Origin of the sequence: Nocardia brasiliensis NBRC 14402, assembly GCF_000308475.2 — a bacterium.
Classification (GTDB): domain Bacteria; phylum Actinomycetota; class Actinomycetes; order Mycobacteriales; family Mycobacteriaceae; genus Nocardia; species Nocardia brasiliensis.
This window is the reverse complement of the sequence record NZ_BAFT02000095.1, coordinates 39373-53101: the sequence shown is the minus strand read 5'-3', so window position 1 is coordinate 53101 and position 13729 is coordinate 39373. Positions and strand designations below refer to the sequence as shown.

The window sequence follows — 13729 nt, the reverse complement described above, 5'->3', positions numbered from 1 at the left end:
GGCCGCGGCAGCGGCGGCCGGCCGGGCGGCGGCACCCGGCGCATCGGTGCGCGGTACTGGGGGTCGTCGCCATTCATCACAAAGACTCTACTTATCGCTCGTCGTTCGGGGTGGTCGTGCGACGGATCGATCTCGGCCCGGCGCGCCGAAGCCAGTGCCCTTCCGTCCGAGCACTCTCTATGAATTCGCCTGTGCTGATTCACTGTTATCGCCTGGCCGGGAACAGTTGGGTCACGACTGGATCGGCGCAGGTCGACCGCTCGGGCTCGGTTCACCTGCCGGACCGGAAAAGTTTTCGGAATTTCGCCCGCCGCGATGTCGAGAACGCGCAGACGGCTCCGTCCCCGGGGCACAGCGGCCAGAATGGGCCGAACTACCTCGAGGAGATCAAGATGGCCAAGTACCTGCTGCTCAAGCACTACCGCGGCGGCCCGACACCGGCCGTGGACTACCCGCCGATGGACCAGTGGACCCCGGCGGAGGTCGACGCGCACCTCGGGTTCATGCGTGATTTCGCGGCCCGGTTGGAGCAGACGGGCGAGTTCGTCGACACCCAGGCGCTGTCCCCCGAGGGCACGTTCGTGCGGTACGACGGGGAGGGGCGGCCGCCGGTGACCGACGGGCCGTTCGCCGAGACCAAGGATCTGATCGCCGGCTGGTTGATCATCGATGTCGACTCGTGGGACCGTGCGGTGGAACTGGCGCGCGAGCTGTCCGCGGCGCCGGGGCCCGGCGGCGAGCCGATCTGCGAATGGCTCGAGGTGCGGCCGTTCTACGGTGTGCCGGCGACCATCACGGAGTGACGACGGTGGACGAGGCGATGCTGCGCACGCTCACGCCTGCTGTCCTCGGGATCCTCGTCCGCCGCGGCGCAGACTTCGCGGCGGCCGAGGATGCCGTGCAGGAGGCGCTGATCGAAGCGTTGCGCGGCTGGCCGGACGAGCCGCCGCGTGATCCCAAGGGCTGGCTGGTCGCGGTCGCCTGGCGCAAATTCCTCGATGCCGCCCGCGCCGAAACGTCGCGGCGCAGGCGGGAGGAACTCGTCGAGGTCGAGCCCGCGCCCGGTCCGGCCGAGACCGCGGACGACACGCTGCAGCTGTATTTCCTGTGCGCGCATCCGTCCCTGACCCCGGCGTCGGCCGTCGCGCTCACCTTGCGCGCGGTCGGCGGGCTCACCACGCGCCAGATCGCGGAGGCCTACCTCGTGCCGGAAGCGACCATGGCGCAACGGATCAGCCGGGCCAAACGGACCGTGTCGAGCGTCCGGCTGAACCGGGCCGGGGAGGTCGCGACCGTGCTGCGCGTGCTCTATCTGGTGTTCAACGAGGGCTACTCCGGTGATGTCGATCTCGCGGCCGAGGCGATCCGGCTCACCCGCCAGCTGGCGGCCGTGACCGCGCACGAGGAGGTCGCCGGTCTGCTCGCGCTCATGCTGCTGCATCACGCGCGTCGCCCGGCCCGAACCAGCGCCGACGGCAGTCTCGTGCCGCTCGCCGAACAGGATCGCACCCGGTGGGACACCCGCCTGATCGCCGAAGGTGTCGACATCCTGCAGACCGCCCTGGCCCGCGACCGGCTCGGTGAGTTCCAGGCCCAAGCCGCCATCGCCGCACTGCACGCCGACGCCCAGACCGCCGAGGAGACCGACTGGGTGCAGATCGTCGAGTGGTACGACGAATTGGTCGCGCTCACCGACAGTCCGGTCGCGCGTCTCAACCGGGCCGTCGCGGTCGGTGCGGCCGACGGCCCACGTGCCGGCCTGGCCGCCCTGTCCGACCTCGACCCAGCCCTCCCCAGGTACACCGCCGTCGAGGCGTACCTGCGCGAACGCGACGGCGACCCGGAAACCGCCGCCCGGCTGTACAGCGAAGCCGCCCTCGCCGCCACGTCCCTCCCGGAACGCGCACACCTCACCCGCCAAGCCGCCCGGCTCAACGGAGAACTGCGGGACGGATCGGGCTGAGGTATCGGATCCGCCGCTGCGTTTTCTGCTGTTCTGTTGCCACACAGGCGGTCTCGTGTACTACGGCAACCAGGAGACGTGGCCGCGCAGGGCGGTGTAGCCGAGGTAGGCGACGGCGTCGATGGTGGCGTGCGCGAGTACGAGCGGCCACAGCTTGTTCGTGCGCTGCCAGTAGCGTCCGAACACCAAGCCCATCACCACGTTTCCGATGCCGCCGCCGAGGCCCTGGTACAGGTGGTAGCTGCCGCGCAGCAGCGCCGAGGCGAACAGTGCGGAATTCTCCGACCAACCCAGCTTGCGCAACCGGGTGATCAGGAACGCGACCACGATGATCTCTTCGGCCAGCGAGTTCGCGCAGGCGGACAGGATCAGCGCGGGCAACCGCCACCAGTGGTCGCCGATCGAAGCGGGCACGATTGTCACGCTCAGCCCCAGCGCGTGCGCGGTCAGATACAGGCCCAAGCCCGGCAGGCCGATCACGGCGGCCAGCACCAGTCCCGGCAGCACATCCGCGCGGAACCGCACGCGCGCCGCCAGCCCGATCAGTCGCGGCCCGATTCCGCTGCGCCACAACAGGTACAGGCCGAGCGCCGCCCACCCCAGCAGCCGCGCCACACTCAGCAGCTGGAACAGCAGGTCGATGATCGACTGCGCCGAGCGCGACGGATTCAACGCGACCGTGCGCCCACCCACGCCGCCCGGCGCGAGCGCGCTCTCCACCAGCGACAACGCCGCATTCAGCCCGCTCAACCCGAAGGTGACCACGAGCACGACCGCGATCTCGAGCTTGATCCCGAGCCGCTCCCGCCCGGTCAGCTCCGCCGACTCGTCACCAACCGCACCACGCATCCCTCGAATCTATTGCCCGCCCGGCCCGCGTCGTGCCACGCACCGCCGCGGACTACGCGGCGCTCGACAGCGCTACCCCTGATCCGGTCGAAGCGGCCCTGGCCGCTGCCGATGCGGAGAGAGCCCACCGCCCCGGGCGAGCCGGTGCAGTGCCTGGCGTCCGGCGCCTGTGGTTCGAATGCTCAGATGCGGCGCAGACCGTTGAGGAAGGGGCAGCCCGCGAGGGTGCGTACCGCGCGGCTGAGCGCCTCGATATCGTCGGCGGGGGAGGTGAAGGGGAGCCGGAAATCGTGGTCTCCGTCGCGCCCCTCGACGCGCAGGGTGAGCCCGTAGCGGTCGATCGCGAGCGGGTGCACGATGCCGTGCTGCAGGCGCGGCGGCAGGTGCCTGGCCAGCTGCGCGACCACGTCGGCATGGTCGGCGTCCATGTGCTGCAACCACGCGGATTCCAAGGTGCAGAACGGATCCGGCTGGGCCAGCCGCAGTTCGTCGACGCTGACCGACTCGGCGCCGGTCGAATCGGCGACCACCGCGGAGTTGATCACCAGGCGCAGCAGCGTCGCGGTGTGGCCGACATCGAGCAGGCCCGGATCGGGGTTCTCCTTGGCGACCTCGGTAGCCAGCGCGCGCTGCGCCTGCGTCGGCACCGCCCGCACCCAGCCGCGCAGCCACACCAGCGCGCGCACCGGCTCGCGCAGCGGCAGCGGCGCGTGATCGGTGAGCTCCAGCACCGCGGGGGCGCCCGCGTCCGGCGAATTCCCGGCCAGCACCGCGGCCACCGACGTGGTCGGCACCGCGATCACGGCGTCGCCGCATTCACGCACGTGATGGACCGAGATCGGCGTCGGATCGATGCCGGGCATGGCCAGCACGGCGTGTTCGGCATGCGCGCAGGCACTGCGCACTCGCTCGGCCGTGGACGGCGCGACGGTCGGTGTCGGACGCGGCATACAAACCTCCGTGGTCGGGCTCTGCTCGCCTCGCTCGGCGCTCAATTAGGTTACCCTAAGCTAAGTGACGTCCGGGACATCCGCAAGCGTTCCCGCCACCCTGATCCTGAGAATTCACCCGCGGACCCGGACGCGAACCCGGTTGTTACGGTGGGTCGATGGCGCACGGATCGGAATCAGCGAGCGAACCGGTACTCGTGGCATTGACCGTGCCCGCACGGCGCAGCCTGGTCGAAGGTCTGGTCCGCACCCCTCGGGCCGAGGTGCCGGTGCCCGTCTGCGACGCGGACGCGCCCGACGCCGAGATCGCCGAATTCCTGGCCGGCATCGTGCACACCGACTCGGGTTTCGTCGCCCGCACCGGCTCCGGCGATCGCGCCCTGGCCATCATCGCCGCCACCGCCGCCGCCCTCTGCGGTGAGGACGTCCCGGCCGCCCTCGCCCACCCCGATCTCCCTTTCCTGACCGGCCTGAAACCCCCTGCGGTAGAAGCACTCCGCGCCGTGCTGCTCGCCATCGAAACCGACGACCCGGACACCCTCACCGCGGCTCTGACACCCCTGGCCACCTCCTGAACCGGGGGTGACCGGAGGGCGAGGTGAGGGTGGGGACGCGGTGAATCTCGGGAGGGTCGGCGGCGGACGCAAGTAAGGTCGTAACCGTGCCGCGTATCGCGTACTTCGGGCCCTCCGGAACCTTCACCGAGATGGCCCTCGCCGACCTCGAGATCTCGGGAGCCTTCGAAGGGGCTGTCGAGCGTGTCGCCGCGCCCAGTCAAGGTGCCGCGCTGGAGCTGATCCGTAGCGGAGACGTCGACGGAGCGGTGGTGCCGATCGAGAGTTCCGTGGAGGGTTCGATCTCCGCGACCCTCGATTCCCTGGCGATCGGTCCGCGGTTACAGATCGTCGCGGAAACCGAGCTGGAGGTGACCTTCACGATCCTGGGCCGCCCCGGCGCCACCCTCGCCGAGGTGCGCACGCTGGCCGCCTATCCGGTGGCCGCCGCGCAGGTCCGCGAGTGGGTCGCCCGCGAGTTGCCGCAGGCGCAGCCCTACACCTCGGCGTCCAACGCCGCGGCCGCCGAGGACGTCGCGGCGGGTAAGGCCGATGCCGCCGTGTCCACCGCGCTGGCCGGGCAACGGCTCGGTTTGATCGCGCTGGCCACCGGTGTCGCCGACGTCGAGCAGGCGATCACCCGCTTCGTGCTGGTGACGCCGCCTCGGGTGGCACCGCCGGCCACCGGCGCCGACCGGACCTCGATCGTGCTCGAACTGCCGAACGAACCCGGCTCGCTGATGCGCGCCTTCGCCGAATTCGCCACGCGCGGTATCGATTTGACCAGGATCGAATCCAGGCCGACGCGGACCGGGATGGGCACCTACCGCTTCTATCTCGACTGCGTCGGGCATATCGATGACATCGCGGTCGCCGAGGCCCTCAAGGCTTTGCATCGCACGGCCCGGATCCGGTTCCTCGGTTCCTGGCCCGCGACCTCGGCGACCGGCACGCCGCCGCCGTCCGACGAGCCCGCGGCGGCGTGGCTGACTCAGCTGCGAAAGGGGGTGGCGGATCTGTGAGTACCGCACCGGATTCCGACCGCACGATCGGCCCGGGCAAGTTGGTGCTGGTCCGGCACGGCGAGACCGAGGGCAACGTCGCGAAATTGCTCGATACCAAGGTGCCCGGCCTGCCGCTCACCGAACGCGGTGCGGCACAGGCGAAGACGTTCGGCGAGACCCTGCTGACGCCGCCGCGCGTGCTGTTCTGCTCGGCCGCGCTGCGCGCCCGGCAGACCGCGGGCTACATCGAGGCCGCGACCGGCGTGCCCGCCACCGTTCTGGACAACCTGCAGGAGGTGCAGGCCGGTGACCTGGAGGGCTTGCACAGCGAGGAAGCGCACCTGTTCTTCCAGCGCATCTACCGCGCCTGGCACGAGGGCGATCTGGACGAACGTATCCCGGGCGGGGAATCCGGCAACGACATCCTGGCCAGGTTCTTCCCCGTGATCGAAGACCTGCGCGAGCGCTACCTGTCCGGCTCCGGCGAGGGCGATGTCCTGCTCGTGAACCACGGTGCCGCCATGCGCCTGGTCTCCCGCTACCTGGCCGACGTCCGCCCGCCCTTCACCACGAACAACCATCTCGACAACACCGAAACCATCGAACTGGTCCCGCTCCCCGACGGCGGTTGGAGTTGCATCCGCTGGGGCCGCTTCACCCCACCCTTCGGCTACGACGTCTCGCCCACCCCCGACGACCCGATGGGCTGACCCCGCCCCCGAATCCCCCTCCCGCGCACCGTTTCCCCTCCCGCGCACCGTTTCGCGTCCCGCGCACCGTTTCGCGTCCCGCGCGCAAAATCGCTCACCATTCCGCGCGCAGCGAACTGAAACGCGCGCGTCGCGCGACCACTCGCCGGGCCGCCCGAGGCGTTCGGCACGCACCGACGCACGAACTCGCCGCTGCGCAACCTTGTCGCCCGCGACGGGTTCGTGCGCAGCGTGGCAATTCAGGGCGCAGCGGGCCCGCACCGTGCACGGCCCGCTGCCAGTGGCACCCAAGCGACAGATAGGTGCGGCCCCACAGAGCGTGCATACGGTTCACAGGGTTTGTATGCCCTGTGACCAGTGTGGACTGTCTGTGGAACCCACCCCGCCCGCAACCGTCAGCTGCACACCGTCATGCAAGCAACCCCGCTCACCCCTGCTGCGGCTTGGCCGGGAACTCTTCTCGCTCCGGCAGCCCACTGATCAAGTCCTGCAACGCGGTTCGTAACCGCCCCGGGGTGCCCGGGCTCAACGACGTCCATTTCACGCCGTCGTCGGATTTGCTGGCCGTGGCGATGAAACGTCCGGAGCGGGTGTTGAATACGGCGATGTGGTTGTCGGTGACGTCGCGGGTGCCGTCGCCGTAGACGACGCCGACGATTTCGGCGTGCGAATGGATCTGCACCATCGCGGAGGCGAGGGTCTGCGCATCGCGCGGCGGGGTGCCGACTTTCGCGAGCCGGTTGGCGGTGGCGGCCGCGTCGCCGGTGTCGTCGAAGATCGGGACGAGCTGTTCGGTCGGCGCGTTCATGCCGGTCAGGTCGAGCGGTTCGGCGGGGCCGAGTGCCGCGATCACCGGGCCGGGCAGGTCGTCTTCGACCTCGTCGATCACGTAGGACTGCGGCCCGCGCAGGGCGACGGTGACAACATCGTCGCCCTTCGCGAGACACATGCGACTCATCGCACCGTCCACATGCAGCCGTAGCGCGACCACCCAGTGCGGTCGGTACAGCGCCTGCAGCCGGTCTTCGAGTTCGTGATGCACCGCATCACCGATCAGCAGTTCCCGATCGGTGAGCGACTGAGCGGCCACGGCCATCGCTGCGTCGTGGTCGGCCACGTTGTCGTATTGCCCGCGCGCGTCCAGCACGACGGGCACCTCGTCGATCTCCAGTTTCTCCAGGAGGAACTGCATCTCGTCGAGCGACAGCACAACCGACTTCAGCAGTGACGGGCCGCGGCCCGCACCCAGTACGGTCACTTAGCCGCCGTTCCGGCGGGTTCGGCGCCGATCACTCCGTCCGCGGCGTAGCGGCCGTCGTTGAAGTGCTCGGTCGAGCGCAGGTAGTCCTGGCTCTTGTGCTCGGACTCGTCGTCCTCGTCGCGCACCTGGTTGCCCAGCAGCGGGCTGCCGTGGGCGCCGTTGTTGTTGCGCACCGGCGCGCCGGTGGGCTGCGCCACCGCGGTGTTCTCGACGACGGCGGCCGTGGCGGGTGCACCGCCTGCCGCGCTACCCGCGCCCCAGCCTTCGGGGAGTTTCAGCGAGCCGTTGCCGAACGACACCGTGCTGCCGCCGAGGGACGCGGACCGGGTCGCGGACGACGCGGCGGCAGCCGCCAGGCCTGCTCCGCCGACCATCGAAGCCGGTGCCGCAGCGGTGATTCCGGGCGCGGCGACCGCGCTGGTGACGGCCGAGACCGCCTGCGAGCCGATGGTGCCCACGGTGGACACGCCGGTGGTCGCCACCGAACCCGCGACGTTCGCCACCTGCGTCGCGGCGCTCACCACGGCCGGGTTGTTGACCAGTGCGCCGGCCGCGGAGATCGCGGTCTGCACCGGGTCGGCGTTGGTGGTGCTCTGCGCGGCCTGTTCGGCGCCGCCCGCGTTCGCCTGGCCCGCGCCGTGCGCGATCGCGGGCGGGTTGATGAACTCACCCGGGGTCACGACCATCGCGGTGGTGGCCGCCTCGTAGGTCTCCATGGTCAGCGCGGCGCGCAGATCGAGCGCGGCCTTCGCGGCTTCGGCCGCCTCGGCGGTGCCGTTGAGCACGCCGCCGGTCGAGTAGGCGGCGACGCGGGCCGCGTCGACGGCCGCGATCTCCGGGATGCTCGGCATGGCGATCGACGCCACGGTGTAGGCGATCGCGTTCGAGGCCGCCTTCGAGCTCATGGTGGCCGCCATGACGCCCTGCTGCTCGGCCCAGCCGACGAAGCCGGTCAGCTTGGACAGCGCCGAGATGCCGTTGAGGCCCTGCATGCCGACACCGAGCTCGGCCATCACGCGGGCGACGGTCGCGGTGGCGTCGATCCAGGCGGCGGTCAGACCACCCCACGCGGTGGCAGCGGCCGAGATCGGCACGGCATGCGCGCCCGCGTTGAGCGCGATCGAGTTTCCTTCTGCCAATCGGGGCAGCCAGAACACCCCGGTGATTCCTGCGGTCATGCGTTTCTCCCCTTGCTTTGTTCTTCTGTGCTGTGCCCGCAGGCTTAGGCGATGGTGGAGCTGACGGCACCGATCGTGCCGGCCCGGACGACGTCCTCACCGATATGCGTGACGAGCTGGGAACGCAGCGTCGCGGCCGCGTGGTGCAGCTCGAGGATGCCCTGGGCGACGGCCTGGTCGTGCGTCGCGGCGCCCTTGTTGAGGTGGTTCGCGGCGTGCAGTGAGACCTCGTCCATACCGGAGGGGATGACATGCGTCGCGGGCGCGGTGAGCGCGGCGGCGGCGGCCAGCCGGTCGGCGAGCAGGTCCAGCTCGGCGGCGGCGGCGAGGACGACTTCGGGTGCGACTAGTACGTGGCCAACCATGACTCGACTCCTTCTAGTGGCGGCTATGGGGCGGAACCACGAGAATTCCCCCTTCGAGTGATAGGACGCGACAGCCAGGCAATCGGTTCCATCGAATCCCCTAAAGTTTCTTCCCTGCTCACCCCAACTGCAACCGCACTCATACAGCTGGGGTAAAGACTAGCCCCATCCCAGCTCATGCAGGCGGTCTTCGTCAATGCCGAAATAGTGCGCTATCTCATGGATCACCGTGATCGCCACCTCCTCGACCACCTCGTTCTCATCCGCACAGATCGCCAGGATGGAGTCGCGATAGATGGTCACCGTGTCGGGCAACGAGCCGCCGTAATGGCTGTCTCGTTCGGTCAGCGCGATGCCTTGATACAAACCGAGCAGATGTGGATCCTCCGAATTGCGAGGTTCGATCAGCACAACCACATTATCGATGGCGCGGGCCAGCTCCGGCGGGATCCGGTCGAGCGCGTCGCCGACCAATTCCTCGAACCGGTCCTCGGACATGGAGACCGACATCGTCGTGGACTACCTCGGCTGGGGTTGCGGCGGCAGCGGCGCGGCGCCGGGCAGCGGCGTCGGCGTGGACCGGCCGGTGTTCGGCGGCGGTTCCGGCGCCTGGCCGTTGATCAGGATGTCGCCCTTGGCCGAGCCGGTGATCGGCGCGAACCCTTCCCGGTCGGCCCCCTTGCCGACCATGCAGTCCAGCTTGCGGCTGCCGGCCAGCCAGCTGCGGGCGTCCAGGTAGTCGAAGAACAGCGTGAGGGTCTTGTTGCGGATCACGTCGGGCCCGCCGAGATAGTCCGAGGACGTGCGCGCGCACTCGTCCTCGACGAACCGGTCCTGCTCCTCCTTGGCGGGCGGACCGCCCTGGAAGCGCTGGCCGAGGTCGATGGTGGAGACCACCTCGACCGCGTGCACCTGCGAGCAGTCCACCGGATCGGTGGGCAGGCTCTGGTTGATGCCCAGGCAGACGCCGGGCCCGTAGACCTTCGACTGATCGTGCTGGGTGGCGCTGCCGGTCGAGGCGGGGGTGCCCGCGCTCGCCGCGTACTGCAAGCCGCAGCGCAGCGTGCGGTCCCCGTGCTGCCAGCCGTCCGGGCTCGGGTACATCAGCCCGACGATGTAGCGCCCGCGCGGATCGAACCGCCCGCCCAGGTAGTCCTGCACCGCGGGCACGCAGTGCTCTTCCTTCAGTTCGGTGAGCCGCAGCGAGTCGGGGAAGCGGGCGCCGGGCGCGAATTCCTTGCCCGGGTACTTGCTCATGTCCACATCGGCCGCGACCTCGAACATGTGCTTCGCGTCGCAGCGCACCTTGACCAGATCGGAGTGGTCCGGCTTGGACCAGCTCAGGCAATCACCCTTGACCGCGGTGCCGAACTCCTTGTCGACCACCGGCTCGGCCGGCGAGCCCGGCGTGTGCGCCTCGAGCCCCTTGTTGTCGAAGCCGGTGACGAACAGCGTGACGAGCGCCGCGACGACCGCGCCCGCGGCGACCAGCAGCAGACCCCAACGCAGGGTGGGCGCGGGCAGCGCGGTCTCACCGGTGAACACGCCACGCACCGAGTCGAACACGCGCCGCACCCCGGCGGTGCGGGACGGCTTACCGCGCGCGGGAAACCGACTCGACGGGTCGGACTGGGGCACATGATCGGAAGGGGACATCGCGATCCATCATGGCAGTCTCCGGCCTGCGGTGCCACGACCTGGTCCGATCAGACCTTTCCGCGCTGAACCCCCGGTGCACGGACCACCTCCGCCGTGCTGCACGGACCGGCTCGGCCCCGCAGCGCACGCGCTCACCCGCGCAGCGCGGACCAGAAGATGCCGGGGATCCGGGCCGGGTTGCCGGTGGCGTAGAACTCGGTGAGCTTGCGCCCGGTCGCCGCCGCGGTCGTGTTGCCGACGAACCACGGCGGCTTCGGCGAGAGCGCCGGTTCGCCGTGCAGCACCGAGCGCGGCGCGGGGCGGAACGGACCGCGCACTATCGTGCGTTCCACGTCGTCGAGCAGGAACGCGTTGTGCACCACGCCGATCCCGCTCTGCACGTCGTCGAGCGTGTGCCCGGGGAAGGCGCCCCACGAGGCGCGCGGCGCCAGGAACGCGAGCCCGGTCCACGCGTTCACCGCGATCGCGCCGTAGCGCAATTGCTCGAGCGCGCGCTCGAAACCCGCCCCGAGGTTGCGGATCGTCGCGGGGTGCGCGAGCACGTTGGCGCCGAGCGTGCCGGTGAGTTCGGTGTTCGCGAATTCGACCGCGCGCGAGAGGAATTCGGTGCCCGCGTAGGGCAGTTCGACTACGCCGAGCACCGGCGAGAAGTATTCCGTGCGCAGCAGCGGGGTGTCGGTGAGCGGTACCTGTTCGACCAGCACCCGCCCGCCCTCGACCTGCGCGGCCGCGGGGTAGGCGGCCAGCGCGTCAGCCACCCGGGTGTCGCTGCCGGGGTAGTACGGGGTGCGTTGTGGCGCCTGCGCGAGCGCCGTGCGCAGTTCGGCCAGGAACTTGTCCTTGAGGTGCCAGTCCTTGCTCAGCACCAGCGCCTGTGCGGCGACGCAGTTGTAGCCGCCGTTGTGCAGCCGCTGGGTGGCCACGTGCTCGGCCTGGTAGCGCAGGTCCGCGTCGGACCAGTCGCCGGGCACCACGATGGTCGGCGACACTCCGCCGAGTTCGCTGGTGATCGGCTTGTCCAGCAGCGGCCTGCGGTCCTTCTTCCGTTCCAGTCCCTCCGGCCCCGGCCCCCACACGATCGCGTCGTGCGTGTGCGCGCTGCCGGTCATGTGCACGTGCGCGACGTCGCCGTGGTGCACCAGGTAGCGGCCGGTCTCCGCGCCGCCGGTGACGATGCGCAGCACCCCCAGCTCGCACAGCGGCGCGAAGATCATCTCGAACACCGTGAACAGCGGGTCGGTGATCGGGTTCAGCTTCAGTAGGACGACGCGGTTGTGCGCGTACAGCTCGTACAGCGTGTCCAGCGGCGGAATCGAGGTGATGTTGCCCGCCCCGAGCACCACCCCGATGCCCGCGGTCGCGCTCGGGTCGAGCTGGGCGAGTCCTGCGCGCCGGCGCGCGGTGTCGGCGTCGACGCCGGGACGCAGCCACACCTCGCCCTCGAAGCCGTTGAGCAGCAACCGGTCGTAGGCGCTGTGCGGCAGGATCGGCACCGCGACGCGATCGCCGGGCGCGGTCCGCACCGCGACGCCGTCGAGCGGGCTACGCCCTTCTGCCAGCGCGGCCAGCGTCGCGGACAGGGCGGCGGTGGCCTGCAACAGGGTGAGCGGGCCGGACATCCACTCCTCGCCGACCAGCGGCGAATCCTCGGCCAAGCCCTTGATGGTCCGTGCGGCGCGCACCCAGTCGTCGGCGAAGCGGCCGGTTCTGGTGTTGATGTCGTCGAGCAGTTCGCGGCGCCTGCGCAGCGAGGTCTGGGCCCAGGCCTTCTCGCCCGCGGTCAGCTCGGTCAACGCCTCATCGATCGCGGCTTCGTCGAAAGTTGTGCCCATCCGGCAACTATGCCCGGGCGATTCGGCCGGTGGTTTACATCCTGGGATATCGGCGTGAAACAACAATCCCCAGACCATTAGGCTCAATGCCCATGATCGACCTCCGATTCCTGCGGGACAACCCCGACGCGGTCCGTGCCTCGCAGCGCGCCCGCGGCGAAGACCCCGCCCTCGTCGATGCCCTGCTCGAGGCCGACGCGGCGCGCCGTGCCGCCGTCGCCACCGCCGACAACCTGCGTGCCGAGCACAAGGCGATGGGCAAGGTGATCGGCAAGGCGAGTAAAGAGGAACGGCCCGCCCTGCTCGCGCAGGCGCAGGAGATGTCGCAGAAGGTCAAGGACGCCGAGGTCGCGCAGCACGCGGCCGACGCCGACCTGGACGCCGCCCAGCGGGCGATCTCGAACGTCGTGCAGGAGGGCGCGCCGGCCGGCGGCGAGGACGACTACGTCGTCCTGGAAACCATCGGCACGCCACGGGAATTCGACTTCGAGCCGAAGGACCATGTGGAGCTCGGCGATTCGCTCGGGCTGTTCGACATGGAACGTGGCGCGAAGGTGTCGGGCGCGCGGTTCTACTTCATGACCGGTTACGGCGCGCTGCTCCAGCTCGGTCTGTTGCAGCTGGCGGCCCAGCGTGCGGTCGCCAACGGCTTCACCATGATGATCCCGCCGGTGCTGGTGCGGCCCGAGATCATGGCGGGTACCGGGTTCCTCGGTCAGCACTCGGCCGAGGTCTATCACCTCGAAGAGGACGACCTGTACCTGGTCGGCACCTCGGAGGTGCCGCTGGCCGGTTACCACTCGGACGAGATCCTCGATCTGAGCGGCGGGCCGAAGCGGTACGCGGGTTGGTCGACCTGTTTCCGGCGGGAGGCGGGTAGCTACGGCAAGGACACCCGCGGCATCATCCGGGTGCATCAGTTCGACAAGATCGAGATGTTCGTCTTCACCACGCCCGAGCAGGCCGACGCCGAGCACAAGCGGTTGCTCGCCTGGGAGCAGGACATGCTCGCCGCTGTCGAGGTGCCCTACCGGGTCATCGACGTCGCCGCAGGCGATCTCGGCAGCTCGGCCGCGCGCAAGTTCGACTGTGAGGCCTGGGTGCCGACCCAGCAGACCTACCGGGAACTCACCTCGACCTCGAACTGCACCACCTTCCAGGCCCGTCGCCTCGCCGTGCGCTACCGCGACGAGAACGGAAAGCCGCAGATCGCAGCCACTTTGAACGGCACGCTGGCGACGACACGCTGGATCGTGGCGATCCTGGAGAACCATCAGCAGGCCGACGGTTCGGTGCGGGTGCCCGCCGCGCTGGTCCCGTTCGTCGGCACCGAGGTGCTCACCCCGCCGCGGTGACGACGCCCAACGTTCGCTGCGCACACCGGGTTTGACCGGACCGGCCGGG

Annotated in this window: 14 protein-coding genes; 6 read left to right on the top strand and 8 right to left on the bottom strand. The window is 69.9% G+C overall.

Annotation, left to right across the window (positions count from 1 at the left end):
• Positions 1-392: 392 nt before the first annotated feature.
• Both TY25_RS32285 and TY25_RS32280 read left to right on the top strand, forming a co-directional pair.
• The gene (locus tag TY25_RS32285; RefSeq protein ID WP_042262600.1) at positions 393-803 is read left to right on the top strand and encodes a YciI family protein; all 411 of its coding nucleotides are present in this window, start codon (positions 393-395) and stop codon (positions 801-803) included.
• Positions 804-808: 5 nt separating this feature from the next.
• Positions 809-1963, top strand: a complete 1155-nt coding sequence (locus tag TY25_RS32280; protein WP_042262598.1) for an RNA polymerase sigma factor — start codon at positions 809-811, stop codon at positions 1961-1963.
• Positions 1964-2023: 60 nt separating this feature from the next.
• Here TY25_RS32280 and TY25_RS32275 read toward each other — a convergent pair whose 3' ends face one another.
• Entirely contained in the window at positions 2024-2812 is a 789-nt protein-coding gene (locus tag TY25_RS32275) for a CPBP family intramembrane glutamic endopeptidase (RefSeq protein ID WP_042262576.1), read from the bottom strand.
• 182 nt (positions 2813-2994) lie between these two features.
• The gene (locus TY25_RS32270; protein WP_014980918.1) at positions 2995-3762 is read right to left on the bottom strand and encodes a DUF2470 domain-containing protein; all 768 of its coding nucleotides are present in this window, start codon (positions 3760-3762) and stop codon (positions 2995-2997) included.
• Positions 3763-3920: 158 nt separating this feature from the next.
• Here TY25_RS32270 and TY25_RS32265 point away from each other — a divergent pair, with 158 nt between their 5' ends.
• From TY25_RS32265 to TY25_RS32255, 3 genes are all read left to right on the top strand, one after another.
• Entirely contained in the window at positions 3921-4337 is a 417-nt protein-coding gene (locus tag TY25_RS32265; RefSeq protein ID WP_042262572.1) for a hypothetical protein, read from the top strand.
• Between the two features lie 86 nt (positions 4338-4423).
• Positions 4424-5338 carry a prephenate dehydratase gene (gene pheA / locus TY25_RS32260; RefSeq protein ID WP_029898736.1) on the top strand — a complete coding sequence of 305 codons (915 nt, stop codon included), beginning with the start codon at positions 4424-4426 and terminating at the stop codon, positions 5336-5338.
• A complete protein-coding gene (locus TY25_RS32255) occupies positions 5335-6030 on the top strand; it encodes a histidine phosphatase family protein (RefSeq protein ID WP_172595731.1) in 696 nt (231 codons plus the stop codon). The genes pheA and TY25_RS32255 overlap by 4 nt, the downstream gene beginning before the upstream one ends.
• A gap of 427 nt (positions 6031-6457) precedes the next feature.
• On the opposite strand, the gene TY25_RS32250 is transcribed toward TY25_RS32255, so the two are convergent.
• From TY25_RS32250 to TY25_RS32225, 6 genes are all read right to left on the bottom strand, one after another.
• Entirely contained in the window at positions 6458-7288 is an 831-nt protein-coding gene (locus TY25_RS32250; RefSeq protein WP_042262569.1) for an ESX secretion-associated protein EspG, read from the bottom strand.
• Positions 7285-8469: a PPE domain-containing protein gene (locus TY25_RS32245; protein ID WP_042262566.1), complete on the bottom strand. Its 1185-nt coding sequence runs from the start codon at positions 8467-8469 to the stop codon at positions 7285-7287. Before TY25_RS32245 ends, TY25_RS32250 begins: the two co-directional genes overlap by 4 nt.
• Positions 8470-8513: 44 nt before the next feature.
• Positions 8514-8834, bottom strand: coding sequence for a PE domain-containing protein (locus TY25_RS32240; RefSeq protein WP_014980924.1), 321 nt, complete (start codon positions 8832-8834; stop codon positions 8514-8516).
• A gap of 159 nt (positions 8835-8993) precedes the next feature.
• Positions 8994-9344 carry a metallopeptidase family protein gene (locus tag TY25_RS32235; RefSeq protein WP_029898780.1) on the bottom strand — a complete coding sequence of 117 codons (351 nt, stop codon included), beginning with the start codon at positions 9342-9344 and terminating at the stop codon, positions 8994-8996.
• A 9-nt stretch (positions 9345-9353) separates the two neighbouring features.
• Complete coding sequence (locus TY25_RS32230) at positions 9354-10490, bottom strand: septum formation family protein (RefSeq protein ID WP_226887107.1); 1137 nt, start codon at positions 10488-10490, stop codon at positions 9354-9356.
• 134 nt (positions 10491-10624) lie between these two features.
• Positions 10625-12325 (bottom strand): aldehyde dehydrogenase family protein, encoded by a 1701-nt coding sequence (locus TY25_RS32225; protein WP_042262561.1) that lies wholly within the window; start codon positions 12323-12325, stop codon positions 10625-10627.
• 92 nt (positions 12326-12417) lie between these two features.
• Here TY25_RS32225 and serS point away from each other — a divergent pair, with 92 nt between their 5' ends.
• Entirely contained in the window at positions 12418-13680 is a 1263-nt protein-coding gene (serS, locus tag TY25_RS32220) for a serine--tRNA ligase (protein WP_042262594.1), read from the top strand.
• Positions 13681-13729: the final 49 nt, after the last annotated feature.

Bases quoted from the DNA above. Each gene is read 5' to 3' on its own strand.
- TY25_RS32285 (WP_042262600.1), top strand. From the start codon at position 393: ATGGCCAAGTACCTGCTGCTCAAGCACTACCGCGGCGGCCCGACACCG.
- TY25_RS32275 (WP_042262576.1), bottom strand. From the start codon at position 2,812: ATGCGTGGTGCGGTTGGTGACGAGTCGGCGGAGCTGACCGGGCGGGAG.
- TY25_RS32270 (WP_014980918.1), bottom strand. From the start codon at position 3,762: ATGCCGCGTCCGACACCGACCGTCGCGCCGTCCACGGCCGAGCGAGTG.
- TY25_RS32265 (WP_042262572.1), top strand. From the start codon at position 3,921: ATGGCGCACGGATCGGAATCAGCGAGCGAACCGGTACTCGTGGCATTG.
- TY25_RS32245 (WP_042262566.1), bottom strand. From the start codon at position 8,469: ATGACCGCAGGAATCACCGGGGTGTTCTGGCTGCCCCGATTGGCAGAA.
- TY25_RS32240 (WP_014980924.1), bottom strand. From the start codon at position 8,834: ATGGTTGGCCACGTACTAGTCGCACCCGAAGTCGTCCTCGCCGCCGCC.
- TY25_RS32235 (WP_029898780.1), bottom strand. From the start codon at position 9,344: ATGTCGGTCTCCATGTCCGAGGACCGGTTCGAGGAATTGGTCGGCGAC.
- TY25_RS32230 (WP_226887107.1), bottom strand. From the start codon at position 10,490: ATGTCCCCTTCCGATCATGTGCCCCAGTCCGACCCGTCGAGTCGGTTT.
- TY25_RS32225 (WP_042262561.1), bottom strand. From the start codon at position 12,325: ATGGGCACAACTTTCGACGAAGCCGCGATCGATGAGGCGTTGACCGAG.
- serS (WP_042262594.1), top strand. From the start codon at position 12,418: ATGATCGACCTCCGATTCCTGCGGGACAACCCCGACGCGGTCCGTGCC.